At 51.8% G+C, this 26,552-nt stretch carries 20 protein-coding genes; 1 reads left to right on the top strand and 19 read right to left on the bottom strand.

Annotated features, from left to right (window positions below; genetic code table 11):
• Positions 1-118 precede the first annotated feature (118 nt).
• A complete protein-coding gene (locus AC0YN3_RS08190) occupies positions 119-1,312 on the bottom strand; it encodes an LLM class flavin-dependent oxidoreductase (RefSeq protein WP_475774615.1) in 1,194 nt (397 codons plus the stop codon).
• A gap of 60 nt (positions 1,313-1,372) precedes the next feature.
• A complete protein-coding gene (nfsA, locus tag AC0YN3_RS08185) occupies positions 1,373-2,125 on the bottom strand; it encodes an oxygen-insensitive NADPH nitroreductase (RefSeq protein ID WP_475774614.1) in 753 nt (250 codons plus the stop codon).
• A 276-nt stretch (positions 2,126-2,401) separates the two neighbouring features.
• Here nfsA and AC0YN3_RS08180 point away from each other — a divergent pair, with 276 nt between their 5' ends.
• Positions 2,402-3,553: an NAD(P)-binding domain-containing protein gene (locus tag AC0YN3_RS08180; protein ID WP_475774613.1), complete on the top strand. Its 1,152-nt coding sequence runs from the start codon at positions 2,402-2,404 to the stop codon at positions 3,551-3,553.
• A gap of 211 nt (positions 3,554-3,764) precedes the next feature.
• Here AC0YN3_RS08180 and AC0YN3_RS08175 read toward each other — a convergent pair whose 3' ends face one another.
• The 17 genes from AC0YN3_RS08175 to AC0YN3_RS08095 all read right to left on the bottom strand — a co-directional run bounded on the left by AC0YN3_RS08175 (position 3,765) and on the right by AC0YN3_RS08095 (position 26,535).
• Positions 3,765-5,150 (bottom strand): ABC transporter substrate-binding protein, encoded by a 1,386-nt coding sequence (locus AC0YN3_RS08175; RefSeq protein ID WP_475774612.1) that lies wholly within the window; start codon positions 5,148-5,150, stop codon positions 3,765-3,767.
• Positions 5,151-5,229: 79 nt separating this feature from the next.
• The gene (locus tag AC0YN3_RS08170) at positions 5,230-6,552 is read right to left on the bottom strand and encodes an LLM class flavin-dependent oxidoreductase (RefSeq protein ID WP_475774611.1); all 1,323 of its coding nucleotides are present in this window, start codon (positions 6,550-6,552) and stop codon (positions 5,230-5,232) included.
• Positions 6,553-6,578: 26 nt separating this feature from the next.
• Positions 6,579-7,949, bottom strand: coding sequence for an ABC transporter substrate-binding protein (locus AC0YN3_RS08165; RefSeq protein ID WP_475774610.1), 1,371 nt, complete (start codon positions 7,947-7,949; stop codon positions 6,579-6,581).
• 44 nt (positions 7,950-7,993) lie between these two features.
• Entirely contained in the window at positions 7,994-9,310 is a 1,317-nt protein-coding gene (locus tag AC0YN3_RS08160) for an LLM class flavin-dependent oxidoreductase (RefSeq protein ID WP_475774609.1), read from the bottom strand.
• Positions 9,307-10,644 (bottom strand): LLM class flavin-dependent oxidoreductase, encoded by a 1,338-nt coding sequence (locus AC0YN3_RS08155; RefSeq protein WP_475774608.1) that lies wholly within the window; start codon positions 10,642-10,644, stop codon positions 9,307-9,309. Before AC0YN3_RS08155 ends, AC0YN3_RS08160 begins: the two co-directional genes overlap by 4 nt.
• Positions 10,645-10,853: 209 nt before the next feature.
• Positions 10,854-11,828 (bottom strand): carbohydrate ABC transporter permease, encoded by a 975-nt coding sequence (locus AC0YN3_RS08150; protein WP_475774607.1) that lies wholly within the window; start codon positions 11,826-11,828, stop codon positions 10,854-10,856.
• A 22-nt stretch (positions 11,829-11,850) separates the two neighbouring features.
• On the bottom strand, positions 11,851-12,717 hold the full coding sequence (locus AC0YN3_RS08145; protein WP_475774606.1) for a carbohydrate ABC transporter permease: 867 nt from the start codon (positions 12,715-12,717) through the stop codon (positions 11,851-11,853).
• Positions 12,714-14,984 (bottom strand): DUF5696 domain-containing protein, encoded by a 2,271-nt coding sequence (locus AC0YN3_RS08140; protein WP_475774605.1) that lies wholly within the window; start codon positions 14,982-14,984, stop codon positions 12,714-12,716. Before AC0YN3_RS08140 ends, AC0YN3_RS08145 begins: the two co-directional genes overlap by 4 nt.
• Positions 14,981-17,134: a YIP1 family protein gene (locus AC0YN3_RS08135; protein ID WP_475774604.1), complete on the bottom strand. Its 2,154-nt coding sequence runs from the start codon at positions 17,132-17,134 to the stop codon at positions 14,981-14,983. Before AC0YN3_RS08135 ends, AC0YN3_RS08140 begins: the two co-directional genes overlap by 4 nt.
• 16 nt (positions 17,135-17,150) lie before the next feature.
• A complete protein-coding gene (locus AC0YN3_RS08130) occupies positions 17,151-17,954 on the bottom strand; it encodes a carbohydrate ABC transporter permease (RefSeq protein ID WP_475775104.1) in 804 nt (267 codons plus the stop codon).
• Between the two features lie 48 nt (positions 17,955-18,002).
• Positions 18,003-18,899 carry a carbohydrate ABC transporter permease gene (locus AC0YN3_RS08125; RefSeq protein ID WP_475774603.1) on the bottom strand — a complete coding sequence of 299 codons (897 nt, stop codon included), beginning with the start codon at positions 18,897-18,899 and terminating at the stop codon, positions 18,003-18,005.
• A complete protein-coding gene (locus tag AC0YN3_RS08120) occupies positions 18,889-21,846 on the bottom strand; it encodes an extracellular solute-binding protein (protein ID WP_475774602.1) in 2,958 nt (985 codons plus the stop codon). The genes AC0YN3_RS08125 and AC0YN3_RS08120 overlap by 11 nt, the downstream gene beginning before the upstream one ends.
• A gap of 36 nt (positions 21,847-21,882) precedes the next feature.
• Positions 21,883-22,992: an ABC transporter ATP-binding protein gene (locus AC0YN3_RS08115; protein WP_475774601.1), complete on the bottom strand. Its 1,110-nt coding sequence runs from the start codon at positions 22,990-22,992 to the stop codon at positions 21,883-21,885.
• 100 nt (positions 22,993-23,092) lie between these two features.
• On the bottom strand, positions 23,093-24,061 hold the full coding sequence (locus AC0YN3_RS08110) for an aldo/keto reductase (protein WP_475774600.1): 969 nt from the start codon (positions 24,059-24,061) through the stop codon (positions 23,093-23,095).
• 104 nt (positions 24,062-24,165) lie between these two features.
• Complete coding sequence (locus AC0YN3_RS08105; protein WP_475774599.1) at positions 24,166-24,474, bottom strand: hypothetical protein; 309 nt, start codon at positions 24,472-24,474, stop codon at positions 24,166-24,168.
• Positions 24,475-24,513: 39 nt separating this feature from the next.
• Entirely contained in the window at positions 24,514-24,699 is a 186-nt protein-coding gene (locus AC0YN3_RS08100) for a YezD family protein (protein WP_183559459.1), read from the bottom strand.
• A 351-nt stretch (positions 24,700-25,050) separates the two neighbouring features.
• The gene (locus AC0YN3_RS08095) at positions 25,051-26,535 is read right to left on the bottom strand and encodes a methyl-accepting chemotaxis protein (protein ID WP_475774598.1); all 1,485 of its coding nucleotides are present in this window, start codon (positions 26,533-26,535) and stop codon (positions 25,051-25,053) included.
• Positions 26,536-26,552 lie beyond the last annotated feature (17 nt).

Here is a 26,552-nt window from a genome sequence, read left to right as displayed (position 1 = left end):
GAGACTTAGCTAAATTGCGCTAAATCTCCGGTGGTCCGGTCGTATAATACCAATTATTTTCAGTTGTTTACTATGAATTAATACTAATACGGACATTAGCCTATGTCAATCCGTACAATCAGATTTCAACGGCTGCCGCATTTCTCCGTTGCTCCCACTTCGCGCGAAAAACTGGCAGCAGCGCTTTGCCCGATGTGGTGGCTTCCTCCAAATTCGGATAGCCGGATAGAATAAACGACGTAACCCCGACATCGGCGTATTCAAGCAAACGATCCGCAACCTGAGCTGGCGTGCCAACGAATGCCATCGCACCGCCGCCTCTCACCTGGGCAAGTCCCGCCCAGAAATTCGGGCCAATCACATAATCATTCGCTTCGGCCAGTTTCTTCAGCTCGTTCTGCCGCTGCTGGCCTGCCGAGAGGTTGTAGAACGCTTGCCCCTCAAGCCCTTTCTTGATTTCGGGATCTATCCGGCTGACGATCAATCTGGCAGCCGCCCACGCTTCTTCTTCCGTGTCCCGAATCACGACCTGCGCACGCAATCCATAACGAATGCTGCGGTTAATGCCCTTCGCTAGCAGCAGCTCGCGCCGATGGCATTCAACCTCTTCGATCTGCTCCTTGATCCAATCGATCGGCTCTGCCCACATCAGATAGACATCCGCGATTTCCGCGGCTGTCTTCTTGGCTGCGGGAGAGCTGCCGCCGAAGTAGAAGGGCGGATGCGGGCGCTGTACCGGCGGCGGATAACTTATGCCCCCCTCAAGCTGAAAGTATTTACCGTTATGGTCGTACGGCTCTATATGCTTGAACGCATCATGCGCGGCGAGCAGCTTCTCTCCCGGCTCCGCTGCAGAGTTGATCCACAGCTGCTTGACGATTTTAATATACTCGAGCGTCCGTTCATAACGTGCATCCTTGTCAAAAGCCAGCTCGTCCCCCATCGCTTTCATATCAGCCGGCGAGCTTCCGGATACGATATTGATTAGCGCTCTGCCGCCGGTTACCTCATCCAGCGTCGCTCCCATTCGAGCCGCCAGTGCAGGCGCGATCAAGCCTGGGCGCATCGCAACCAGAGGCTTGAATACCTTGGTATGGGCTGCCAGCGTAGCGCCGACAATCCATGCATCCGAGCAGTTTCCCCCGGTCGGAATTAACGCAAACGTATAGCCTGCTGCCTCTACCGCCTGGGCTACTTTAATATTATAGGCCATATCGACGACTCTTTCCGATTTGACGCCTACATAGGGCCCGTCTCCCCTAGTTGGCATATACCAGCCGAACTCCGGCTCTATCTCCCCTCGCTGGCTCATCCCATTCCCTCCTGCGCGTTTCGAATGCCTTGCTTTTCCCCGTGCACGCCTTGAACGAAATTATTTCAACCGAAAGCCCTGCGAAGTAAGAAAATCATGCAAATGCCCGCGCAGCCGGCCCGAGCTGAATCTTCTAAGCATTTCGCGAGACCACTTTGTTTCCTGCTCGCCGCCTTTTCCTCCACCCTTCCGAACAGCATAGTAAACGCGGGTAATGTCGTCATAGGCTTTTATTTCGTCTACCAAGCCATCTCCCCTGTATACCTCTTTGTGGTAGACAGCACCGATCGGCAGGCGAGGACGGATATCGGGCTCCTGATCCGGAACGCCGACACAGAGGCCGAATACCGGGTAAACGAGGGGAGGCAGCTCCAACAGGTCGGTAACGCCTTGCGGATTGTTGCGAATGCCGCCGATATAGACCGTTCCGTAGCCGAGCGATTCCGCGGCAATCGTCGCATTCTGGGCTGCCAAGGTCGCATCAATCGTACCAAGCAGAAACAGCTCAACGTTCTGCTGCAGCTCCGTCTTCTCGTGCAGGTTAGTTGCGAGCGTAATTTTATTGAGATCCGCGCACCAAACGAGAAATACCGGGCTTTCCGCGATATGCTGCTGGTTGCCGGCCAGCTCGGCGAATTTGCGCTTGCGCTCGGGATCAGTAATCGCTACGACGCTGTAAGCCTGAATATTCGAGGAGGTCGGCGCAGCTTGCGCGGATAAAATAATTTGCTCCAGGTGCGCGTCCGGTACAGCATCCTCTTTGTATTTGCGAATAGAGCGATGCTTTTTCAATAAATCAATCACGTCGTTCATCTCTATCATCTCCTTCGTTCTTTTTAGGGCATAAAAAAACCGGAGACACAGCAGGCTGTTGTCTCCGGTCGTCCGGTAGAATTAATTCATACTATTCCAAGAAGCTTAGTGAGTAAAAGATCACTGAAAATTTATCATGTAATTTTTTATTTGTCAACAACCGATTGATCCGAAGTTCTTCCCGAATGTCATTCCATTAAACTTAGATTTGCAATACCTATTTTTCCCAGTATAATGCTCGGTATAATTCACAGTTTACGCAGGGAGGTTATTTCATTGGTTGATCTTCTCATTGTCGGCGCTGGGCCTTACGGTATTTCGCTCGCCGCCCATGCGGCTGCCAGCGGGCTGTCCTACGTGCTTCTGGGCAATCCCATGAATTTCTGGAAGGCTCAAATGCCTCAGAACATGTTCATTCGAACGAATCCGCGTTATATCAGTCTCTCAGATCCAGAGGATCGATACACGATTGAACGATACGGCAGTGAATCGGGTACGCCGTTGACGTCGCCTTTTCCTAGGCCGGCTTTCGTCGATTACGCACTTTGGTTCGCCGAGCAAGCCTCCGTTTCCTTCACGCCTGAGCTTGTGGTCCGGCTTGACCAAGCAAATGGCTGTTTCCTCGCAACCACGGATCATAACAAACGTTATTCAGCCAAGTATGCCATTGTCGCAACGGGCTTGCAGCATTACAGCTACATTCCCCCCGTACTCAGTAAGCTCTCGCCTGAGCTAGTCACGCATACCTTCGGGCAATCCGATTTTCACCGTTTCGCAGGCAAGCAAGTCGCTGTTATCGGCAGCGGCCAAAGCGCATGGGAAGCGGCGGCGCTGCTTCATTTGGCTGGCAGCAAGCCCGAGCTCCTCTATAGGCGGGAATCCGTCTCGTTCGCGGGTGAAGACAATACCGCCTCTGGCCAAAGACTCATCGACTCCTCGGAGCAATTTTATTCCCAGCCGGTCGAGCTCAAGCTGGAGAGGTGGAACACGCCGCGTCAAGGCAGCGTCGCCGCATTTTTAAGGCCGTACGTAGAGGGCAAGGTAACCGCAACCGGGAATTCGGTCATCGAACGGGCCGAGCCCACCGAAGATGGGAAAGCTAAACTCACCTTGACGAATAAGCAAATACGGCTCGTTGATCATATCATTTCGGCAACGGGCTACCGGATCGCTCTGGAGAAGGTTCCGTTCCTTCCTCCTCCATTACTTTCAGCCCTCAAGCGAGAGCAAGCTCCGTTTGATGGTTTTCCTCTCCTTGGCCCTCAATTCGAAAGCAGCGTTCCCGGGCTTTATTTCGCTGGGCCATTGGCTTCGCATTCGCACGGACCCGCCTTTGGTTTTGTTGCAGGCATTCGCCAAGCTTGCAGAATGACCATCCCGGACGTTATGCAAAATAAACGCAACAAACAGGAGCAGGGGATATATTAGTCCCCTGCTCCCGTTTGTCTTCGATTCAAAAGAAAAGCGCGCAGCACAAAGCAAAGGGGCCGCGTGGGCTGCTGCACCTTTGCTCTGCTTGCTTGCTTTGCTTGCTTTGCTTGCTTTGCTTGCTCTGCTTGCTTTGCTTGCTTTGCTTGCTCTGCTTGCTCTGCTTGCATAAGAAAGCGGCAGCGAACCCAGCCGCCGCCTTCTCCCGCGCTTATTTATCGCCGATCGTCGTTCTCAGCGTTTCGACATCTTTATTAATGGCCTCCGTCGCTTTGCGAATCGCGGAATTCACGTCAAGACCGTTAACGGCCAAATCCTCGGCTGCCTCCGTCAGCCTAGTCGTAATTTCCAGCTCGTACGGATGTATATAGTGCTCCTGCAGCGGCTCGCCAATGAACACGTTCTGAACCGACTTGCCCTGCAGCACCGGAATATCAAGCCCGTATTCCTTCTCCAGCTCGGGGTTGATAACGGCAGGTACCCGTCCGTTGCGGGCTAGTATCTTCTGTCCCTCATCGGACAGAATTTCCGCGATAACCTGAAAAGCCTCATCCTTATGCTTACTTTGACTATTGACGGATAGAGAATGGATCTGCGCTTCCCTTGTTTTGCCCAGCAGGTCACTGAAGTTCGGCGCCGGCGCGATGTCCCAGTTAAACTCCACGCCCTGCTGGCGCAGCTCCTCGAGCGGTCCGACCATGTTCGCCAGCCATGTGACGCGCATGCCGATGACTTGATCCTTCATGAACTGATCACGTCCCCAGTTCCACGTATTTTCCGGCGTCACATAGCCAGGAATCTCAAAGATCCGCTTGTTCAACTCGAACACGCGCAGCCAATCCGGCGTATCGAGCGCGGCATTGCCGGTTTCGCGATCTACGTACGGCAGGCCAAGTCCTTTCGCCAAGCCGGTAAGATTATCAACGGACAGGCCGATATAATTCACGCCGTTTTCGGTTCGTGTCAGCTTCGCCGCGATTTCCAGCGTCTCATCCCACGTCAATTGCTTCTCTGTCGGATAAGGAACGCCGAACTTATCGAAGATATCCTTATTGTAATAGAGAACGTGTTGATTGGCGTTGAAAGGAATTGCATAGATCTCTCCGTTCTTATCCTTCGTTATGTCTTTGATATAATCGTATAGTATCGGTTTAATGCGGCTCTCGTCGAAGTTATGGCGCTTAATCAGCTCCCTTAGGTCCTCATACGCGCCTGTTCGAATAATTCGCTGATGGGAGGAAGAGGACGAGTAAATGATGTCTGGCACATGAGTGGACAGCACTTCCTCGTTGGTCGTCGTGGCAGCCGGCGTAATGCGTTCAATCGTTACATTCGGATATTTCTTCTTAATCGGATCCGCGATCAGCGTATTGAACTCGACGTCCGGGAACGTGCCGCTCGTACTGAAGAAGGTGAGCGTAAGCGGCTCATCGCCCAGCTTCTTAAATTCCGGCTGCGCGTTATCCGCCTTAACGTTGGCTGCTGCCTCCTGATTTGCGCCAGCCTGATTGTCAGCCTGTTTATTGCCCGCGCTCGCGCATGCAGTCAATAATGTAAATACGGTGAATACGACTATGCCCAAACTTATCTTTCTCATTGTTCTTTTCTCTCCCTTTGTGGGCTATAGACAGCCTATGTCATATCGTGGTTGAAGCGCCTGCATGCATTCCAGCCTTTTACAAAACGGCATTCGCCTCATGGCGGACATTCGCAGGCCGCTTTAATCCTAGGTTCTCACGCAGCGTGCTGCCCTCATACTCCGTGCGGAACAAACCTCGATTTTGCAGCTCCGGTATGACCTTGTTCACGAAGGCTTCGAGTCCGCTCGGATAAATTTGGGGCATCACATTAAACCCGTCGGCTGCTCCCCCATGGAACCATTCCCCAATCGTATCTGCAAGCTGCAGCGGCGTGCCTGTAAAGGTAAAATGCCCTCTGGCTCCCGCCAATCGGTTAATCAGCTGCTTTAGCGTCAAATGCTCATGGCGGATAAGGTCCAGTATAAGCTGGTGCCGGCTTTTGTTGCCGTTCACCTCGGCGGTTTCTTTTGCCCCGTCAAGAAGGAGCGGCTGGTCAAGCGGATGCTCCGATAAATCAATGCCAAGCCGCTCCGAAAGCCGTCTAACCGCACCCTCGTGATTGACGTATTCGAACAGCTCATTCTCGATTTCCTGCGCTTCCGCAAGCGTATCGGCAAGAATGGGGCTAATTCCTGGCAAGATTTTCAACTGCTCGGCGCCCCTTCCGTATTTCGGCAGTCTCGATTTAACATCCTTGTAGAAAGCCTGAGCGCTTTCAATGCTTTGATGCGCAGTGAATATCACCTCCGCTACCTTGGCGGCAAATTCCTTGCCGCTCTCCGAAGACCCTGCCTGCACGAGTACCGGGTAGCCCTGCGGCGGACGGGCAATGTTAAGCGGTCCTTTTACGGTGTAATAGTTCCCTTTGAAATCAATTTCGTGCATCTTCGCTTTATCGATAAGGACACCTGCCGTTTTATCGCTGAGAACAGCGCCGTCCTCCCAGCTGTCCCACAGCTGCTTGACGACCTCCACGAACTCATCCGCTTCTTCATAGCGAAGAGCATGGTCCGGGTGCTCCTCGCGGCCGAAATTATGTGCGGCCGATCCCGCTCCCGTCACGATATTCCAGCCGGCCCTCCCCTTGCTGATATGGTCGAGAGACGCGAATTTGCGGGCAATGTGGAACGGCTCGTTATAGGTCGTGCCGACCGTCGCGATAAGCCCAATATGCTTGGTTCGGCTTGCCAGCGCAGCCAGCTCCGTGAACGGCTCCAGCTTGTTCGAGCGCCCCGAGTAGCCATCCGCCAAAAACACGGAATCCATCAGCCCGCGCTCCGCAGTCTGAACGATCTCGAGCACATGCCGGAAATCGAGATTGCGCTCCGGCTTAGCCTCAGGGAGCCGCCATGATGCCTCATGGTGGCCGGTCCCGAATAAAAAGGCATTCAGGTTCAATTTACGCTGAGAATGGCTCATCTTATATCCCCTCTCCTTTCGGCCCGTTATTCACCGATCGTCGTTTTTAAAGTCTCGACATCCTTATTGATTGCATCTGTCGCTTTGCGGATAGCGGAATTCACATCCAGGCCATGAATCGCCAGGTCCTCGGCAGCCTCGGTCAGCCTAATTGAAATGCTTGATTCATATGGGTGGATGTAGTGCTCTTGAATGGGATCCCCGATAAAAACGTTCTGTACGGTTTTCCCTTGCAATACAGGGATCTCCGCACCGTAATCCTTCTCCAGCTCCGGGTTGATAATCGAAGGGACGCGCCCGTTTTTAGCAATAATGCGCTGTCCTTCATCCGATAAAATTTCCGCAATAACCTGGAATGCCTCGTCCTGATGAGGGCTTTGGCTGTTGATCGCAATCGAATGGATCTGTGCCTCACGCGTGTTGCCTAGTCTGTCGCTAAAGTTCGGTGCGGGCGCAATGTCCCAATTGAATTCCACGCCCTGCTGGCGCAGCTCTTCAAGCGGCCCGACCATGTTCGCAAGCCAAGAGACGCGGATCGCAACGTTCTGGTCCTTCATAAAGTGATCCCGTGTCCAGTTCCAAGTACCGTCAGGCGTAATATAACCCGGTATTTCATAAATTTTCTTCTGCAGCTCGAACACGCGCAGCCATTCCGGCGAATCCAGCGCGGCTTGGCCGCTTTCCCTGTCCAAATACGGCAAGCCCAGTGATTTGGATAAGCCGGTCAGGTTGTCAACGACAAGACCAATATAGTTTACGCCGTTTTCCGTACGAGTCAGCTTCGCTCCCAGCTCTAACGCTTCATCCCACGTCAGCTGCTTCTCGTCCGGGTAAGGAACACCGAATTTATCGAAAATATCCTTGTTATAATAGAGTACATGCTGATTGATATTAAACGGCAGGGCGAGGACGGCATCCCCTTTGCCTTTCGTAATATCCTTAATATAATCGTAGCCGATCGGCTTCAGGCGGCTCTCGTCGAATTGATGGCGTTTAATCAGCTCTCTTAAATCCTGATAGACGCCGGTGCGGATGACTCGCTGCTGCACGCTGCCGAAAATAATATCGGGCACATGCGTGGACAGCACCTCTTCAGGGGTTGTCGTAGCAGCCGGCGTAATGCGCTCAATCGTGACATTCGGATATTTGGCATGGATCGGACCTGCAATCATCGCCTCGAACTCTACGTCGGTAAAGGTTGCCCCAGTAGAGTAGAAGCTGAGCTTAAGCGGCTCGTCGCCAAGCTTCTTGAAGCTTGCCTGCTCCGATGCGCTATCCGTCTTAGCGGGCGTATTGGATGAAGCAGACTCTGCTGCCGGCGCGTTGTTCCCGCTTCCGCAGGCAGTAACGAGCAAAACGATGAATAGGATAATAACGGTAGACTCCAGCTTTTTCATATCATTCCCTCTCATTTCTCTTTATAGTTGGCTCAGATCCGCCCTTAGATCTTTAGGAATTGGCGTGTGTTGGCCGGCCGCGCAAGGCCCAAGCTTTCTCGCAGCGTGCTGCCTTCATACTCGGTGCGGAACAAGCCGCGGTTCTGCAATTCAGGAATCACCTTGTCGACAAAGATTTCAAGACCTGTCGGGAAGAGCTGCGGCAATACGTTGAATCCGTCAGCCGCATGGTTCCTGAACCATTTCTCGATGAGGTCCGCCGTCTGCAGCACAGATCCCGTAAATGTAATATGGCCATGTCCCCCGTTGCTGCGGTACAGCAGCTGGCGAATCGTAAAGCCTTCGCGGCGAGCCGCGTCCAGCACGACCTCCTGCCTGCTGCGAATGCCGTTAAACTGCTCAGAAGGCTTCGCTTTGTCAAGCGGAACCGGAGCATCCAGATCATAATCATTCAAATTCACGGTGAATCTATCGGATAAGCCGTCTAGCGCGCGTTTCGTGTCGACAAAGGCATGAAGCTCCGCTTCTAGCTCCCGCGCTTCCGCCTCCGTGTCAGCTACGATAGGCGCAAGCCCTGGAAGGATAACAAGCTGATCGGCCGTTCTGCCGTACTTCGCTAGTCGGCCCTTCACATCGCTGTAAAATTCGCGTCCGGCATCGAATGTCTGCTGGGCCGTGAAGATGACCTCGGCGGTTTTTGCTGCCAGCTCCTTCCCTTGCTCGGAGGAGCCTGCTTGAACGAGCACCGGATAGCCCTGCGGCGGACGCGGGATATTGAGCGGCCCTTTTACCGAATACGTATGTCCTTTGAAATTAATCTCGTGCACCTTGCTCGTATCGACGAGCTTGCCAGCTGCTTTATCGAAGATGAGCGCGTCATCCTCCCAACTGTCCCACAGCTGCTTCACGACCTCCACGAATTCCTCGCCCGTCTCATAGCGCTCGGCATGCTCTGGATGCTCATCCCTGCTGAAATTATGGGCTGCAGAGCCAGCGCCTGTTACGATGTTCCAGCCTGCTCTGCCTCCGCTTATGTGGTCAAGCGACGCGAATTGCCTTGCAACGTGAAACGGGTCGTTGTACACGGTCCCCACCGTCGCGATCAAGCCGATATGCTCCGTAAGGGACGCAAGTGCCGACAGCAGCGTGAACGGCTCCAGCTTGCTCCCACCGCCAGCGTACCCATCGGCTAGGAAAATGGAATCCAGCTTGCCGCGCTCCGCAATCTGAGCCAGCTTGCCTAAATACTCGATATCGAGCTCAAGCTCCGGATGCGAATCCGCATGCCGCCATGCGCCTGCATGATGCCCCGTAGCGCGTAGAAATACGTTTAGATGAACCTTGCGATCAGCTTCGCTCATGAAATATGCACCTCTTTTTCTGGATATGGGTTGATTAATGCATTCCCTGGGCGAGCCAGCCCCAGATTGCCGCGCAGCGTCTGCTCCTCGTAGGAGGTGCGGAACAAGCCTCGGTTTTGCAGCTCGGGAATCACCTTGTCGACGAACCGTTCCAAGCCGCTCGGATAAATTTGCGGCATGATGTTAAAGCCATCGGCAGCGCCGTTTAAAAACCACTTCTCAATGACATCCGCCAGCTGCAGCGGCGTTCCCGTAAAGGTAAAATGCCCTCTGGCTCCTGCCAGACGGTTAATTAACTGCCTAACCGTCGGCCGCTCCCTTTCAATCAGGTCGAGTATCAGCTGATGGCGGCTTTTCATTCCGCTGACCTGATCCGTAGTTTGAGCTCCGTCCAGGCTGACGAAATCATCCAGCCCATGGCTGGATAAGTCGATGCCGAGCCGAGAGGATAGCCGGTTAATTGCGCCTTGATGGTCGATTAGCTGGAATAGCTCTTCCTCTATTTCTTTGGCTTCGGCCACCGTATCTGCCAGCACCGGGCTTAATCCCGGCAGTATCTTCAGCTCATTGGCTTCCCTGCCATACTGCGGGAGCCGTGACTTTACATCCGCGTAGAACGCCCTCGCTTCTTCGAATGTCAGCTGCGCGGTGAAGATCACCTCTGCTAATTTCGCGGCAAACGCCTTGCCGGTCTCTGACGAGCCCGCCTGCACCAGCACCGGATAGCCCTGAGGCGGCCTTGCAATGTTCAAAGGACCTTTAACCGCGTAGTGCTTCCCTATGAAAGCAATCTCGCGAACCTTGGAGGCATCAACGAGCACGCCGCCTTCCTTGTCGCTCCGAACCGCGTCATCCTCCCAGCTGTCCCAAAGCCGCTTCACGACGGCAACGAACTCCTCTGCCGATTCATACCGCTCGTGATGCTCAGGATGCTTCGTGCGGCTGAACTGCTCAGCGGCAGGCCCCGCCCCAGTCACGATATTCCAGCCTGCCCTCCCTTTGCTGATATGGTCGAGGGAAGCGAACTTCCGTGCGACATGGTAAGGCTCGTTATAGGTCGTCTCCACCGTTGCGATAAGCCCGATTCTCTTCGTTGCCGCAGCCAGCGCGGACAGCAAGGTAAACGGCTCGAGTGAACCGGAATGCGCCCAATACCCGTCTGCCAGAAACACGGAATCGAGCAAGCCGCGCTCGGCAATCTGGGCAAGCTTCAAATAATGCTTAATATCGACTCCCCGTTCCGGACTCGTGTCCGCATGCCGCCAAGATGCCTCGTGATGCCCTGATGCTGCCAAAAATGCATTAAGATTCAGTTTTCGTTCCGTTACGCTCATCGCCAAGCTCCTTTACGGTTTCGTTCAGCGCTCCGTCTCCGCTGCTTGCCGCAGCACAATCGAGACATAAAAAATAGCCGGAGCTGCCCTAAGGCAATCTCCGGCTATCCGGTCGATAATAACCAAGTATTCTTATTGGTTTATAATTATATAATTACTGTTTCATGAATTTATCATCATCTATTTCATCTGTCAATTCATTTTTCTGCCTATTCCACCAAGCCGGTGCGCTCGACCCCTTCGATAAACCAGCGCTGGGCGAACAGGTATACAGCCAGCAGCGGCATAATGATGAGGAAGGATGCCGCCATTTTGATAGCCTCCGCATACACGGTAATTTCTCCCGCGCCCTCGGCAAGCTTCATCTCGCCTGCCATTCTAGCAAGCGTGATGGATAACGGTACATTCTCCGCCGTGAACATGAACAGCGACGGGAAGTAGAAATCATTCCAGTTCCACACGAACGAGAACAGCACGACCACGACCGTAGCTGAGCGGGAAATGGGGAACATAACGCGGAAGAACATCCGGAAAGGGCCAGCTCCGTCCATTCGTGCTGCCTCATCCAATTCCTTCGGCAGCGTCGAGTAGAAGGATCGGTAAATAATGACGAACATGGCCCCCTTCAGGCCATGGCCAAATATCGCGGGCACGACCATCGGCAGAAACGTATTCAGCCAGCCGAACTCCTTAAATAGCATGATCGAAGGAAGAATCGTAATTTGCGGCGGCATAATAAACGTGAACAGCAGCAGCGCTCCCCAGACCTTCTTGAACGGGAAATCTAGCCTCGCGAACGCATAGCCCGCAATTGCGCAGGAAAACACCTGCAGCACCGCCACTGAGGAAGCGATCGATACGCTGATCAGAAAGCTTTTACCATAGTTCAGCATTTCGCTCGCTTGCTGCAGATGACCCCAGAACAGCGTTTTCGGTACCCAAATGACCGTCGGGTCTAGAATGTTCCTAGCATCCTTGACCATCGTCGTCACCATATACAGGATCGGTTTTATATAAATAAATGCGACATTGATCAGGATGACGTAAACAAACAGCTTAAACACCAAGCCCTTGTCTATTTCTGCTCCCAGCAGCCGGTATTTCAGCGCGAGCAGGCTCTTCCGTACCCGGTCATCCGAATAAGCTCTAGCAACGGCATCGGTGCCTCTTTTGGCCAACTTCATTACGGCATCCTCCTCACTATGGTTATCGTTTGCCTGAAAGCGATTTGTCGACTCTGCTGTAAATAAACAAGGTCAGGAGCACAAAAGTTAATATAATCGAAAAATAAATCCAGGCTAACGCGCTGGAGCTGCCGTAGTTGCTCGTATTCACCCGGCTTATAATCGGATTGGACGGGAAAGTGAACAAATCGACGACCGTATACATGAGATTCAAGAAGATATAGGGAACAAGGCCCGGCAGCGTAATTTTCCAGAAGGTGTTCCATGGTCCGGAACCGTCGATGCGGGACGCCTCATAGACGGAGGCTGGCAGCGTCTGCCTGCCCGCAAGAAATATGAGAATTTGAACGCCTGAGTACCAGAGCACGAGCACGAATGAGCTCATTACCTTTTGGATCGGAGTCACCCACGCTCCCGGCACGTATTCCCGCAAATAATAGTCGATGCGCAGCGTCTCCATAATGCTGAGCGAGCCCTCTCCCTGCGCGATAAACTCCTGCACGATTTGCCCTGAGGAGAAAATAACCGGAAGAAAAAAGATAACCCTGAACAGCGTTCTCCCAGGAAACCGTAAATTGAGCAGGATGGCTACAAGCAAGGAAAAAACCAGTATAATCGGAATCATCATCGCGGACTCCCGCAGAAACGGAAACAGCTCCTCATAAAGCAGGCTGCCGTTCGCGACCAGTATTTCCCGGTAATGGTTAAGTCCGATAAACGTATAATTGACGCTGTTCACCGTGATTTTGACCTGATGAAAGCTCATATAGAGCGAGTAGCCAAGCGGAAACGCTACGAAAACAAGAAAACCAAACACCCACGGCGCAATAAAGAGCGAGCCCTCTAGCTTGCGTATTGTCGTACTCTCAAGCTTCCTCCTCAGCTTCATGGCTTCGTTCCCCCTTTAATGACGACAAAGTCTTTGGCTGGAACGAAAATACCATCCTTGTTGTAATCCGTCTCGTTATAGTTGACAACAATTCGATAATCGTTGCCATAGGTCGTTTCCTTCACGTTTGGCGCGATCGTCCGGTGCCCCGTAATATATTGCTGCTGCACGGGGGCAAGCGCTTCGTTGCTTCTCGCATATTCCTCGCGTATGTCGCTTAGCCAATCCTTGTAATTCAAGCTGTAGTACCATAACGAATACGATCGCTTCAAATTGTCCGACTTGTCGCTGCCGAGCACATATGCCGGGTATGCGCCATATTCAATGCTCCGCAGCCATTCATCGCCGAATTCATCGCGCAGATTGGACCAATCGAGCGTGTAGGTGCGCAGGCCGTGCAATACGATCTGTGCAAAGGGTATTGCCTCGCTGATGAATACATCGTACGAATAGTCATCGGTTAAGCGGTGAACATGATCAATTCGGTTCAGCGCGTAAAAATTGACGTTGTTCGCAGCGGCAGATCCAAGCTCCGTTTTCGCTTGCTCCAATATGCGGGACTGAATGTCGACAACGTCGTTCCGGCTCGCTTCGTAGCGGCCGTTAAAATCGGTATTTACCTGCTGCCCGATGCCGTCTTCGAAATAAATACCGTCCGCTCCCAAGCTTTTGTAATCCCGCAAGTCGCTTGCCACAACCTTCTCATAGAACCTTGGGCTTACGAAGGAGGCAGCATCCTGATCGTCATTCTTCTGTTCCTCGAGCACCGTTCCCGCCAAATTGCGCAGGCCGTCCCTTCTCCACCAGAAGCGGTCATCTCCGTTCGTGTTCAGCGTGTATTTGGCCGTCAAGTAGACGGGAATGTCCAGGCTATGGGCAAAAGCGATAAACCTCTTCATGCCGCCGTTGCCGCCAAGGCGTTTGTCCACCGGGAAATAGCCCCCGTGCGTACTGAATCCATCCTGCTGCCACCCTGAGTAATGGACCTGCAATTGGTGGATGCCCTGATCATATAGCCCACGAACGAGCTTCTCCGCCTCCGAAGTCGTCGTCGCTGTGAGGTAAGAGTCGGCAAATAGCCCCTTCTCGATATCCGCACCGACGATATCCACGAACAGCGGCACATCCTTGCCCGCTGTCTCCAGCGGCTTAACGCCCTGCTCATGAATCAAATAATCGCGGTACACCTTAGCCATCCCCGCATAGTCGCTTTCTTCCGCCAGCAGCGGATAATAGCGGGTTGCGCGCGCATCCGTAAGAAACTTCTCGCCGCTGTAGGTATAGAAGCCTTCCCCCGTGCTCTTGCTTACGCTTTGAAAAAAACGCTTGCGGTACTGCCACTCCGTCGTCGCCCAGTTCGAGCGGCCAACTGCGCCAGATGGCGCCGCATACACATTCGCGAACGGCTCGCCTTCCGAGATGATCGCAAGAAAGCCTTGATCGCCCGACTTGATACCATATACAGGCATAGCGATTCTTTGCCTGCCCGTATTCTCGTTGTAATAGGAAAGGTCCTGGCCGTATACGCTCTCGTTATAAGTAAGCTGCTGCATCGTTCTATCTGACTCAAAGCGGATGAGCGACCCCGATCCATCCGGCAAGAGAATATAGCCATCCTGCCCGGCAGAAGGCTGCGCCCCGAACAACGGATACAGCTTGATATTAAGCAAGCTTAACGCGCCCTCGATGATGCCCGAATCCACGATCCGGGTCTCCACGTAATTTTCGTGCAGCCTCACCTCGATCGGTATTTTGAATTCCACCTTTGGCAGCGCAAAGGTCACGTTGAAGCCACCGTCGACCGGTTGAAAGTTTTCCAGATAACCTTGGTTTTCAATCAGTCCCGCCGTTACGGAGGAGGATTTGTAGTTTTTGGCATTCACGTACTCCACCATGAGCGGCGATGACAAATTATTTTTCCATGTACTCGGAACGGTTTCCTCCTGCCAATACTTCGGTTCGGGATACGAGCGCCACACCTTGCCGGTCGTTTTGTCTACCACCTGGAAGTGTGCGGTCGTTTTGTCAACCAGCAGCTTGAGCGCGCCCGAATCTGCAACCTGCTCGAAGCCTTCATCCGTTGGCAAGCCAGCTTTGTAAAGCGTCTTGCCGCTTGGCTCGAACAGTGTGGAGACAGCTGTCGAATTAGGCGGCGGACTTCCAATGGCCCCCCCGATCAACAGCGCGATCCATCCGAGCCCCGCCAGCAATACCACGAAAAATACGAGTTTGGCTAGGAGCTTTTTATTGCGTAAAAGGACCGTCATCGGATGATCACCTCCTGATACAAGGAATTGATAAAGTTAATGAGCTCAATGCTCAGGCTGATCAGAATGAAAATTAATACAATAATGATGGCCAGCGCGATTAATGACAGAACGATAATAAATAACGCTTCAATAAACGTGTAGTTATGTATGCCTTGAACCATCCAAACGAACAGCAAGGCGGCCCAAACCAAAATCAACAGCTTTAAAAAATTAAAAATGGCCAGCTCGTTCAGCGTCAATGCATGTGATAGAAGAGTTACCGGTATTCCAATAAGGATAATCGGAAATAAGGCGTAGGAGCTGCCATAAAAAACGTCACGGAAGCGTCCTTCCCCTCTGAGCAGCGAGCTGATCAAATAGTTGGCAACGACCCAGCCGAGCCATATGCCGATAAATTGAATCGTAATCGGAAACAAGTCGATGCCGATAAGCACGGATGGATTAAATATAAAGCTCGTGCCCGCTTGCATGTAAGCAAAGGATGCCAGCGCAGCTGCGAGTACAATTAAACTGCTTAGCCATCCCGCTTTATACTCGTACCTGATCGCGTAGAAGCCGTCGACCGGATGCTTGATCAAATACCAAACATGCCCGAGCTGCTCAAGCAGCACATGCTTCGGCATTCGCTTCACGCGGTGCGCTCCGCCACGCCTGAGCCTCTTCGCCAAACTATTCCATAGCAGATAAACGATGCCGGCAGCAAGCGCGATATTCATAATTAAGCCGAAGTGGGATTGGAACCATTTCAGCCTATTCTGCCAGAAGGATTCCGAATAGCCGTTTACGACCCCTGCCTGATAGAAAAGTTCCTCCGCTCTCTCGTAATCCTCGTTCTTGTACGCGGCCTTTGCCAGTCCGATAATGGCCGGCGTATACTGCGCATTCAAGCGGTGAACCTCGCTCCAAAGCGGCTCGCTTTGTTCATATCTGCCTTCCTGCGTTAACTGGTTTGCTTCATGAACCAAGCCTCCGAACTCTGACAGCCTAAGCACCTGAATGAAGTTGTTGACGCTATCGAGCACGAGCAGGTCGCCCTTCGAATTATTCGCGATGGCTGCGGGCGTCTTCACGACGCCCGTCTTTGAGGTGGCCGTTATCACGTCTCCGCCCCAGAAGAACAGTAAATTCCCATTTAAATCATATTGGCTGATTATATTCGATACCGAATCAATGATGGTGATATTGCCCGCGGCGTCCACCGTTATGTCATTCAGCTGGGGGCTTATGCCCTGCTGCGAGTAATGGAACAGCTCGCCGTATGATTTAACGGGCTGCAGCGCCGCAAATTCTCCTTTGCCCTTTAGCTGGTCCAGACCGGCAATGTTGAGCTTCTTGACTTGATCCGACTGTATCTCCTTCGTAACGGTATAAATAAAACCGTTCCTGTCGATCGTCGAGTTCGCAATCGCTCCGGGAAGCTTCTTCAGCTCCCTTTGATACATTTCCCTCGTATAGACGAACCGCTTGAACGAATCAAATAAAGAGAACGCGACGCGGTTAGGGCCGAAGAAGCTTATGAACTTTCCTTCGGGATCAAGCTGGACCAAGCCTTGGAACGCCCCTAGCGTCGTAACATAGATGAACCCCCGCTTATCTACGATAAGATTAACAGGATCGTATTTGAAATCCGCAGGCAAATAGCTGGATTCGGGGCGGGCAAAGGCTTTTAGCAGCTTGCCTTCCTTATCCAGCCGCACAACGCGATTGTTACCCGTATCCGCAACATAGATCTCGCCCGCAGCATCCACGTACAAGCCGCTCGGCTTCTTAAGCGGGCTTTCCTCCACCTTTATTTCGCGGACGTATTGACCTTCCTGATCCAAATGGACGATACGGTTATTGCCCGTATCGGCAATGTAGATGTGATCCTTGCCGTCAACAAAAATATCCTTAGGCTGATTAAGCTGCAGCTTCTCCGGATTTTCCGTGGCAGACGCTAGGCCATCCTCGGGAATACGCACGTTCGTGCCGATAACGCCGGAAGGAATATACGCCGCCTGCGTTTTGACCAGCTGTCCGAATCCATCCTTGTAATAGGTCTCGTACGGAAGCTGCGAGGCTGCAGCCTGCATGCTGGGCCACGCGATGTAAATCGCCGTAATCAGAACTGTGATGATCGGAACAATCCGCGGCCTCCTGTTCTTCAAACGTCTCCCCCCTTCCTTATTTGATACCCGAATGCGCCATTGTAGAAATAACCTTGCTTTGAAGAATAATAAAGAAAATCAAATTAGGGACGAGCATAATAAGCGCCGCTACGGCAGCAGCGCCTTGACGCGCGACGTTATTCGCCAGATTGCTAGTCAGCGTGGAGAGGAAAAACGGAAAGTTCTTCATCTCATCGTCCTGCATGAACAGCATGGAGGTTTCCGTATTGCTCCATGAGTTCTGGAAGGATAGAATCGCTACTGTCGCGATCGCAGGCATGCACATCGGAATAACAATCCTGGCAAACACTATAAATTCATTCGCGCCATCCATTCTTGATGCCTCAAGCAGCGAATCCGGAATTTGGTCGACGAATTGCTTAAGCAGGAATACGCCGACAGGCAGCGCAAGCACCGGGAGCAAATGCCCCCAATACGTGTTCATAATGCCAAGCTGGCTGACGACCAAATACCTTGGAATTTGAATGACTTCCGGCGTGAACATCAGCATTAGAATAATCGTCGCGAATATGAGCTTGCGGCCCGGGAACGGATGCTTCGACAACGGATAGGCGCAAAGCGCGCTCACAATCGTAACGCCTGCCACGCTTACGGCCGAGATGAACAAGCTGTTGAACAAATAGCGGGACACCGGAACGATAGAGTTCGAGGTTACCCAGAACAGCTCAACGAAGTTTTGGACATTAGGCTCTTGAACGAAAAACCTCGGCGGATAAATGAACAGCTCATGGTAAGGCTTAAAGGCATGGTTGAAAATATAAATGATTGGAAGCACCATGATAATAGACAGCGCGAGCATGAACACGTTAAAGCTGATTCTCACAGCAAAACTTGATTGTTTCAGGTGTTATTCCTCCTTCGTCCCGAACAATCCCCAGCTAAGCTTGTTCGCGAAATACATTAGTATTAGAAGAAACACGGAAACCGTCGCCGCGTATCCCATTTCGAAACGGATAAGGCCATAGTCGTTAATATGGTTCACGATCAAATGGCCCGCATATTCCGGTGTCGGATTCTGCCCCGAGAGCTCCACGCCGATTGAGCCCGTTTTGAAGGTCGTGACAATTGCCATCACGGCGCCGAACAGCATTTGCGGCTTCATGGAAGGAATCGTAATGAACCATAGCTCCTGCAAATTGTTTTTGATGCCGTCTATTTTCCCTGCTTCATATAAAGTGGTATCCACATTAAGTATGCCGGCAAGCATCGCTAGGAAGCCTACTCCCATGCTCGACCAGAGCGTAACGGCGATCATCGCATTCATCAGATAGTCCGGACTGGTCACCCACAGCTTCGGAATGTCGATTAACCCCAGCTTTAGAAGAAAGCTGTTCAAATAGCCGATTCGGTCACCCGATAGCAGCGGCAGCCATATAATCGTCATTGCGATTCCTACCGTTAGCGACGGCGTATACATCGCAAGCGCTACCCATTTGCGGTAGCCGCCCCGCAGCCGGGAGATTAGCCATGCCAGCAGAAATGCCGCGGCATAACCGCCCGGACCTACGATAACGGCAAATTTGAATGTATTCGGCAGCGCATATTTCAAGAAAAGCAAATCCTGTGCGATCAAATATTGAAAGTTGCTCCAGCCGATAAAGCGCGGCGGCTCAATCCCGTTGAAGTAAGTAAAGCTTAGTCCGACCGCAGATATAATCGGGATGACGATAAACAGCGCAAAGCATATCAGGAATGGCGCGATGAATAAGTACGAAATTCGAAAAGCCCAGATTTTAGTCCACATAGCGGTCAATCCCTTCCCAAGGCTGATCCACAACTGGAATCTCCAATTTCCGAACCAGTTTCCCCTGCTCGTCAATGAAACCGAATTCCTGCTGCTTTCTGAGCAGCTCGCGGTTAATATCCCTTACGGCCTGTTCAAGCGAGGACATGTAATTCGTCGTCTTGACCACGGAACGGACCCATGCATTATTAATTTCTCGCTCGAGGAAATAACCTCCCGGCACATTCGGAATGTCCTTGTACCACTTCCATTGATTCAAAATGGTAGCCGCGTCTTCGGTTTTCCAAGGGAGCTGCGTGAATGCCTCCACATTGGACGTATTCCAGCGGAAGGCGACTCCGTTAATGGCTTCGAGATCGGAGCCATACTGCGCCTGCGTTTCGGTTGACAGCCACCATTTTAGAAATTGCCACGCTTCCTCCTTTTTGTTCGACTTCTCAAAAATAACGCCAGTACGCTGGCCCCCGCCAGCCCAGCGGCTGATCGTGCCGTCGGCTTGCTTCGTACCCGGAATGAGCGCAATGCCCCACCGCCCGTTAAGCTCGGGAGCCGCTGCCGAAAGCTGCACGTACATATTGTAATCCGAGATGCCGATCGGCATCGTTCCCGTACGGAAATGCTGGTAGAAGCTAGGAACCTCCCGCTCAACGGCGTACGTATTGAACAAATCCGTCCATTGCTTGAAAGCCTGATACGCTTCCGGTGTATCCAGTCCGGACTTCATGCCGCCAGGCTCATAGAAATCCACGCCGTTCTGATAGAAGTAATGGGTGAACTCCTTCGGATTCACATAGAAGTTCATGAAGTTCTGCTGCAGCGTCGGCAGAAGCTGATACACCTCATCCCACGTTTGCGGAATGCCGATTCCGAGGCGATCCAAAATATCCTTTCTATAATAAAGCACTTGAAACGACTGCGTTTCCGGTACGCCATAATAACCGCCATTATAATGAAGCGGAAGCCACGAGCCTGGGCTGAACTGCGGATAGAGCTGTTTGAAATCTTCGAATTCACTCAAATTTTGCAGCGACCCGCGAATCGCGTAATCAACGGGAAGATCCTGGGTTAACCCAAGCGCAATATCCGGCTGAACGCCCGCGGCGTTGGACATAAGCAGAAGCTCCGGATTCGGCAGCAGGTTTACTTTCACCTCAATGCCCGTATCGGGCGTGAAAGACTCATCGGCAAGCTGCTGGAGCTGATCCACGTAATCCCGCCCCCGCTGCACCCAGATGTTCAGCTTCTTGTCATCGAGCTCCTTCAGGCTGTCTCTTGCGTCGAACGAATACACAAAGTTTTGCGCTCCGCCCCATACGCGATTGAAAAACCCAGCCTCCATATCGGGAGCATCCGATTTCTCCGGAATGATGTAAACCTCGTCGAGCTGCAGCGACTGCTTTACGAGCGTGTCAATAAATGTCGCGAACTTTTCTCTCATTGAAGCGATTTCCTCTACCTGGTATGGAATCTCCTCCGGCTTGCGGAGCAGCGACCGCAAATCCTTTGCGGACGTATCCAATCCTTGACTGATGGAGTCCTTGCTCCCATTAGCCTGAACGACCCGTTTGGACAAATCCTTCATAACTGCTGCCGCCAGCTCCATCTGTTCTGTAAGTCCCGGGAAGTCCCGATCCATGTTCCAGGTGCGGTTGCGGTCGATCATTTTTTTGGTGCTGGCTCCGGTAATCGTACGCAGATCCCAATCAATCGCGTCGAGGTGGGCAATCAGCTTCTCTAGGTCGACGATAATCGGCTTGACCGGCGACTGCGTCACAGCCAGCGATAACGTATGCGCCCCCTTCTCCAGCTTGAGCAAATACGGCTCCTTGCTTTTATTTTGCAGGATCATGCCGTTCCAGCCCGTTGAATAAGGGAAGCCGTATGCAAGCAGCTCTTGAAAAGGCACCTCGCCGTCTAACCGTACCGTACGGTACGAGGTTTTCTGAGCAATCGTATTCTGCAAAGCACGGAAACCGATTTTGTAAAGACCGGTCTCCGGCACGTCAAATGACCAGGTAATTTCCTGATTTTGCTCTAGCCAGCGCAGCCCGCCCACCGTATTGTATATAATTCTGCCTTTGTAACGCGGAAGCGTCCGGGAGTTTTTGTCCGAGAACAGCTTGATCGCCGTATCGTTTTTCGTTGCGAAATCCTCCGCCTGAAGCGTCAGCGTATCGCCTTCTATTTCGGCCACGCTGCTATTCTTTACAACCGTTTCCTCGTACGCCGGAATCTTCTTGCTAGGGCGAAGCTCGATACGCTCCAGCGCAACCGGATCGTAGCCTTCGAGCCGGATCTTGTGCCTACCTCTCGCGAAATGCCATTGCAAAGGCTGCGCATATGCCCCTCCTGAATCAATCAGCGGCTGCTCGCTCCAACCTGATACATCTATAGACCGAGGACGGATTTCATCGCCATCCGAATTGTTCAGTATAGGCCGGGCGTCCTCCCAAGTACGGTAAAGCGCGATAGAGGATGCCTCTCTGAAAGGCCTTTCGCCGTCTATGGTTACTGCCCACCTGATCGGTCCTTTGCTTCCTTCCTCCTTCAGCGGATTGTAGGAAACATAGATCTCATACAGCGCACTCTCTGCAACGTCAACCTCGTACTCAACCCAGCCCGAGCTGCCGGACTTCCAAAGCAGCACATCCTCTTTTCCTTCATAATCACCGCTCCGAATCGCTGCTGCATCCGATACATGGGTTGGCTTCGCTCCATTTACCTGTATGGCCGAAGAGGCATTTCCAATCCCCTGCTCCTGCCATTCCGCTAACGCCTCGCTGAAATAAGGATCAACCTCGTAATCGAACGTAGCAATCAGATCCGCATAGCCCACGGCAGCCGTTTCTTCTCCCGATACGGAAGTGACCGCTGTGCCCGAAGAGAGCAGCCATGCAGCGACTACGACACTGCTGCTGTAAACAAACCATTTTTGTTTCTTTTTCATAACGAGCAGCCGTCTCCCTCCTTCTCGCATATTTCGTTATTCAGCAAATCGCACGCCTGTATCCTTATGAAAGAAATGGGCCTTCGAAATGTCCAGCTCTACTTTAACCTTCTCATTCTCCGCAAACCGGTTATCAGGATCAACACGCGCAATAAGCGGCTTTTCCTGACCAATGTCCAAATACAAGAAGCGATCCGCTCCCATCAGCTCATTGTCCTTATAGGTGCCGGTAATAATGGTTTCGGAGAACAATCCCTCCAGCTTCACGTTTTCCGGCCTTATACCTAATATAACCGACTTGTTTACTTGGTTATTTACGCGCAAAATATCCTCCGTCGCCTCATTAATCTTCAGACTAAAGCGATTCGTATGGAACGCCAGCCTGCCCTGAGGATTTTCCTCAATCCGGCCATGGATGAAGTTAATTTGCGGTGAGCCGATAAAGCTTGCTACGAACGTATTCGCAGGCTTGGAGTAAATCAACTCAGGCGTATCGCATTGCTGAATGACGCCGCCTTTCATAACGACGATGCGATCAGCCATCGTCATCGCTTCCACTTGATCATGCGTCACGAAAATAAAAGTCGTGCCGAGCTTTTTATGCAGCTTCGTAATTTCCATCCGCATCGTCACCCGAAGCTTCGCGTCTAGATTCGATAACGGCTCATCCATCAAGAATAGTTTCGGATCGCGTACGATTGCCCTTCCGAGAGCTACCCGCTGACGTTGGCCGCCTGAGAGCTCCTTCGGCTTCCGGTTCAAATATGGCTCGATCTCCAGGATGCGGCTTGCATTCTTGACCGCCAGATCAATCTCATGCTTGGGCAGCTTCCGCATGCGGAGCCCGAAGGCAATATTCTCATACACGCTCAAATTCGGGTACAGCGCATAGTTTTGAAACACCATGGAAATATCCCGATCCTTGGGAGGAAGCTTATTGACCAATTGATCCCCGATATAGATCTCACCCTCCGATATGTCCTCAAGTCCGGCAATCATTCGCAGCGTGGTCGATTTGCCGCAGCCGGAGGGGCCAACGAACACGATAAATTCCTTATCCTTGATTTCCAGCTGGAAGTCTTGCACGACCGCGTGCTTATCTTTGCCGTACCGTTTATACAAATGGTTAATGGTTACTGCTGCCACAAAATAACCTCCCGTCTTGACCTGCGTAAAAAAAAACGAGGATATCATGTGCTGCTCTGATATCCTCCATTGATACGGTAGAATGTATGAAGTTGTCGCTTTAGCTTAGCACCGGTTCTCTCGTCGTTAACAGGCTCGAGGTTGCTGCATCGACCTTCGCCAGCTCCTCCGCGCTCAAGCGCTCATGCCAGCTTCGCGCGGCTTCCGTAATATGCTCCGGCTTGGATGCGCCAAGAATTGCCGATGTGATGCCTGGTCGGCTAAGCACCCAAGCAAGCGCGTATTGTGCCTGCGATAAACCGCGCTCCTCCGCTAACGGCCTAATGGCTTCAGCCAGCTGAATCGCGTTTTTCTTCAGCAGCTCCTCCAGTCTTGGCTCGCCTGCCGCAAGACGGGAGCCCTCCGGCGGCGCTTCTCCCGCACGGTATTTGCCAGATAGAACGCCTCTTCCAAGCGGACTGTAGACGATCACGCCAACATTCTCCGATTGCACGAACGGAATGATCTCCTTTTCAATCTCCCTCGATATGATGCTGTATTCCGGCTGCAAGCTCTCAAAGCGGTGTAGGCCGTGCAAAGCGCTGATGCCATGCGCCTTAGCCAGCTGCCATGCTGCGAAATTGGATGCCCCTATGTATCTGACTTTGCCTTGCGTTACTAAATCATCGAGAGCGCGGAGCGTTTCGTCGAGCGGCGTATTCGGATCAAAACGATGTACCTGATACAGATCCAAATAATCTGTTTTCAAACGCTTCAAGCTGTCTTCAACCGCTTTGAAAATATGGTAGCGGCTTTGGCCCGCATCGTTAATTCCTTCTCCTACCCGGCCGTGCACCTTCGTAGCGAGCACGATCTGCTGGCGTCTCTCTTTCAGCAAATTGCCAAGAATTCGCTCCGACTCGCCGGCTCCGTATACGTTTGCCGTATCCACCAGATTGATTCCGCTGTCCAAAGCCAAATCCAGTATCGTTGCGGATGATTCTTCATCAATCCAGCGGCCAAATGCCATCGTGCCTAAGCTTACCTCCGATACTTGAAGCCCGGTTCTTCCTAGTTTGCGATATTTCATAGCGATTACCTCCGATAGTTTGGTTTATTGGCAAAAAAAAACAGAGACATCTCTCTAAGCATGTCTCCGGTTATCCGGTCGATCTAGAATATAGCCATATACAATTAGTAAGCTGCCAATACGGCTCTTGCTTCTTTGTCATACTGGGCAACGAAACGGCTTAGCTCCGCAACGAGGTTTCCCCTGCCGAAGGATAGAAATTTGCTTTCTCCCTTCGCCTGCTCGGCAGCCATCACATCGAGGAAACGGATAATCATTCTCCGCCTGCGTTTAATTTCAGGATGGCCGTTATCAAACAGCCACTGATCGATCGTATTATAAGTGCCGCGGTTCAGGCGATACATCTGCAAGCAATAATGATGAAATGCTAGATCAGGCCATTCATACAAGCTCATACTCAGGTTATCCTTCATACGCTACCTCTCGTTTTTCCGGGAAATGGGAACCGATGATTAGGATTTTTGCCGTTTAACGGAGGAGGGGGATTTCTCCGTATCAAAGCGGCTGCGCTCGGTCCGATCGATTTGCACGATTTGACCATTGTGAATCGTGATCTGAACAACGCCATACTGAACGCCTACCAATTGCTCTTTAATCCGTTGCAACCATTCATCAGCAACCTCAACCGTTCGGGACATAATCAACATCCTCTCTAAAGTAATGGGTGTAGCTTATAGAAAATAAAGGAGGCGCACGTCAAACGAATGTAGCTTCGATTGGCATGCGCCTCCAGTTTTCTAGCGGGCGCAACTTGCAGAGCCTATAGCGTTCGTTATGCCATAAAGGCTGAAGCAAGCAACATTATTTATTTCCGACTAATTCAATAGGATAAATTAAATTTAACATGATGTTTTTCATTCGTCAACACTTATCCAACTTTTTTAGCAGCCATTTCCGTAAAACAAAACAAAAAAGCGCCAGTGCCGCGAAGTGAAGCTGCTTCATTCTTGAGCAGTCCCGCTTCGCCGCTGGCGCTTTTCTTCATGCCTCTATGATTTGGTGCCCGCCAGCTGCTTAAGCTCTACCAGCAATTGATCAAGCTGCTCATACTCTTCCACCATCGTATGAATTTTGATATCCTGCGTCTCCATGCTCGCATGCACCTCTTGTACGGAAGCCATGTTTTGCTCGGTCGTAGCAGCTATATTGACCATTTCGTCCGCCATGCTGGAGTAACGGCTGTGAAGCTCGCTTGCTGAGCTGCCTACCGCATCGGAGTGGCGTTTCACAAGCTCGGTGTTTTCATTGATGCGGTCAATGAGCTGCTCCACTTGATTCGATACGTCACGGCTTGTCGTGACGGCTGCTTGTCCATTCTCTACTTGCTCATGCACGGCGCTGATTTGGTAACGGATATCGGTTAATATATCCGTGATCTCCTTAGTGGCGATTCTCGAATTGTCCGCCAGCTTCCGAACCTCGCCGGATACGACTGCGAACCCGCGGCCATGCTCGCCTGCGCGAGCGGCTTCAATAGCCGCGTTGAGCGCAAGCAGGTTGGTTTGCTCCGCAATATCGCTTATTGTGCTCACGATGGAGCTAACCTTGTCATTTTGCTCGTTTAGCTGCTTCATCATCTCGACGGTATGGGTAATGATCGAGCGAACGCTTTCCACCTCTTTGGACAGCGTTGACATCTGCTCACGGTTTTGCACGGTCAACCCAGCGTTGTCAGCCGAGTATTGCTGCAGCAGCTCGGTGCCTTCTAGAAGCTGCTTGACGGAAGCATCAATAATTTGAGAGGATTCGCTAATGTTCAGTATGGTTCCGGTTTGCTTCTCAATCGCAGCAGACATCTCGGAGAACGTTACCGTAACTTCCTTGGAAATCTCGCCTGTGGAGCGAACGGTCGATTGTTGGCTGCTGCTGAACTCCGATAATACGGCAATCGAGGAATTAAGCTTAGCGAGCAAAGCCTCCGCCATGTCTTTCGAAGCCAATGCCTCACGCTGCTTATCTGTTACCTGCCGCTGGAGCTTTCCGCTGAAGCCGGCGGAGAATGCAAGCGCCACCGTAGCAAAAATCAAATACAAAAATAAATAAACAAGTGATTCGTTAGGGAACAGCTTCGGTTGAAGCACCGGATCTAGAAATAAGTAGGTGCTTAGCGCTGCTCCGAGTACCCCCGTAAAAATGATTGGCCTATGATCGGCATATAACGTAATAATGGCTAGATTCACATAAACTAAGAAATAAGTGCTTACGATCGGGTTCGGATCAGACAAAATTAATAGACTGACGATAATGGTTAGAATAATAGGCACGAAATACTTGATATAGGCCGTGAGAATGCCCCGGTATGTCATGAACGTGGCTGCCCCGCACAAAAATGTACCGACTCCGGCAAGCAAGAGAACCATGTTTGCCCCAAGCCCGATAGCAAGATCCGTAGCGATTCCAAGTGCCAGAAGGCTCCATAGAATTTTGATTAACAATCGATTGCGTTTGTCTAGTTCTGTCAATTCTCTAATCACGACATTTCCGCCTTTTC

The sequence above is a fragment of the Paenibacillus sp. J22R232 genome (assembly GCF_056269165.1).
This window is presented reverse-complemented; position numbering and strand designations above follow the sequence as displayed.

What these genes read in the sequence shown, in the direction of transcription:
- AC0YN3_RS08190 (WP_475774615.1), bottom strand. Translation starts at nt 1,312, where the DNA reads ATGAGCCAGCGAGGGGAGATAGAGCCGGAGTTCGGCTGGTATATGCCA.
- AC0YN3_RS08175 (WP_475774612.1), bottom strand. Translation starts at nt 5,150, where the DNA reads ATGAGAAAGATAAGTTTGGGCATAGTCGTATTCACCGTATTTACATTA.
- AC0YN3_RS08120 (WP_475774602.1), bottom strand. Translation starts at nt 21,846, where the DNA reads ATGAAAAAGAAACAAAAATGGTTTGTTTACAGCAGCAGTGTCGTAGTC.
- AC0YN3_RS08170 (WP_475774611.1), bottom strand. Translation starts at nt 6,552, where the DNA reads ATGAGCCATTCTCAGCGTAAATTGAACCTGAATGCCTTTTTATTCGGG.
- AC0YN3_RS08160 (WP_475774609.1), bottom strand. Translation starts at nt 9,310, where the DNA reads ATGAGCGAAGCTGATCGCAAGGTTCATCTAAACGTATTTCTACGCGCT.
- AC0YN3_RS08145 (WP_475774606.1), bottom strand. Translation starts at nt 12,717, where the DNA reads ATGAAGCTGAGGAGGAAGCTTGAGAGTACGACAATACGCAAGCTAGAG.
- AC0YN3_RS08165 (WP_475774610.1), bottom strand. Translation starts at nt 7,949, where the DNA reads ATGAAAAAGCTGGAGTCTACCGTTATTATCCTATTCATCGTTTTGCTC.
- AC0YN3_RS08130 (WP_475775104.1), bottom strand. Translation starts at nt 17,954, where the DNA reads ATGCTCGCGCTGTCTATTATCATGGTGCTTCCAATCATTTATATTTTC.
- AC0YN3_RS08125 (WP_475774603.1), bottom strand. Translation starts at nt 18,899, where the DNA reads ATGTGGACTAAAATCTGGGCTTTTCGAATTTCGTACTTATTCATCGCG.
- AC0YN3_RS08140 (WP_475774605.1), bottom strand. Translation starts at nt 14,984, where the DNA reads ATGACGGTCCTTTTACGCAATAAAAAGCTCCTAGCCAAACTCGTATTT.
- AC0YN3_RS08105 (WP_475774599.1), bottom strand. Translation starts at nt 24,474, where the DNA reads ATGAAGGATAACCTGAGTATGAGCTTGTATGAATGGCCTGATCTAGCA.
- AC0YN3_RS08150 (WP_475774607.1), bottom strand. Translation starts at nt 11,828, where the DNA reads ATGAAGTTGGCCAAAAGAGGCACCGATGCCGTTGCTAGAGCTTATTCG.
- AC0YN3_RS08100 (WP_183559459.1), bottom strand. Translation starts at nt 24,699, where the DNA reads ATGTCCCGAACGGTTGAGGTTGCTGATGAATGGTTGCAACGGATTAAA.
- nfsA (WP_475774614.1), bottom strand. Translation starts at nt 2,125, where the DNA reads ATGAACGACGTGATTGATTTATTGAAAAAGCATCGCTCTATTCGCAAA.
- AC0YN3_RS08155 (WP_475774608.1), bottom strand. Translation starts at nt 10,644, where the DNA reads ATGAGCGTAACGGAACGAAAACTGAATCTTAATGCATTTTTGGCAGCA.
- AC0YN3_RS08110 (WP_475774600.1), bottom strand. Translation starts at nt 24,061, where the DNA reads ATGAAATATCGCAAACTAGGAAGAACCGGGCTTCAAGTATCGGAGGTA.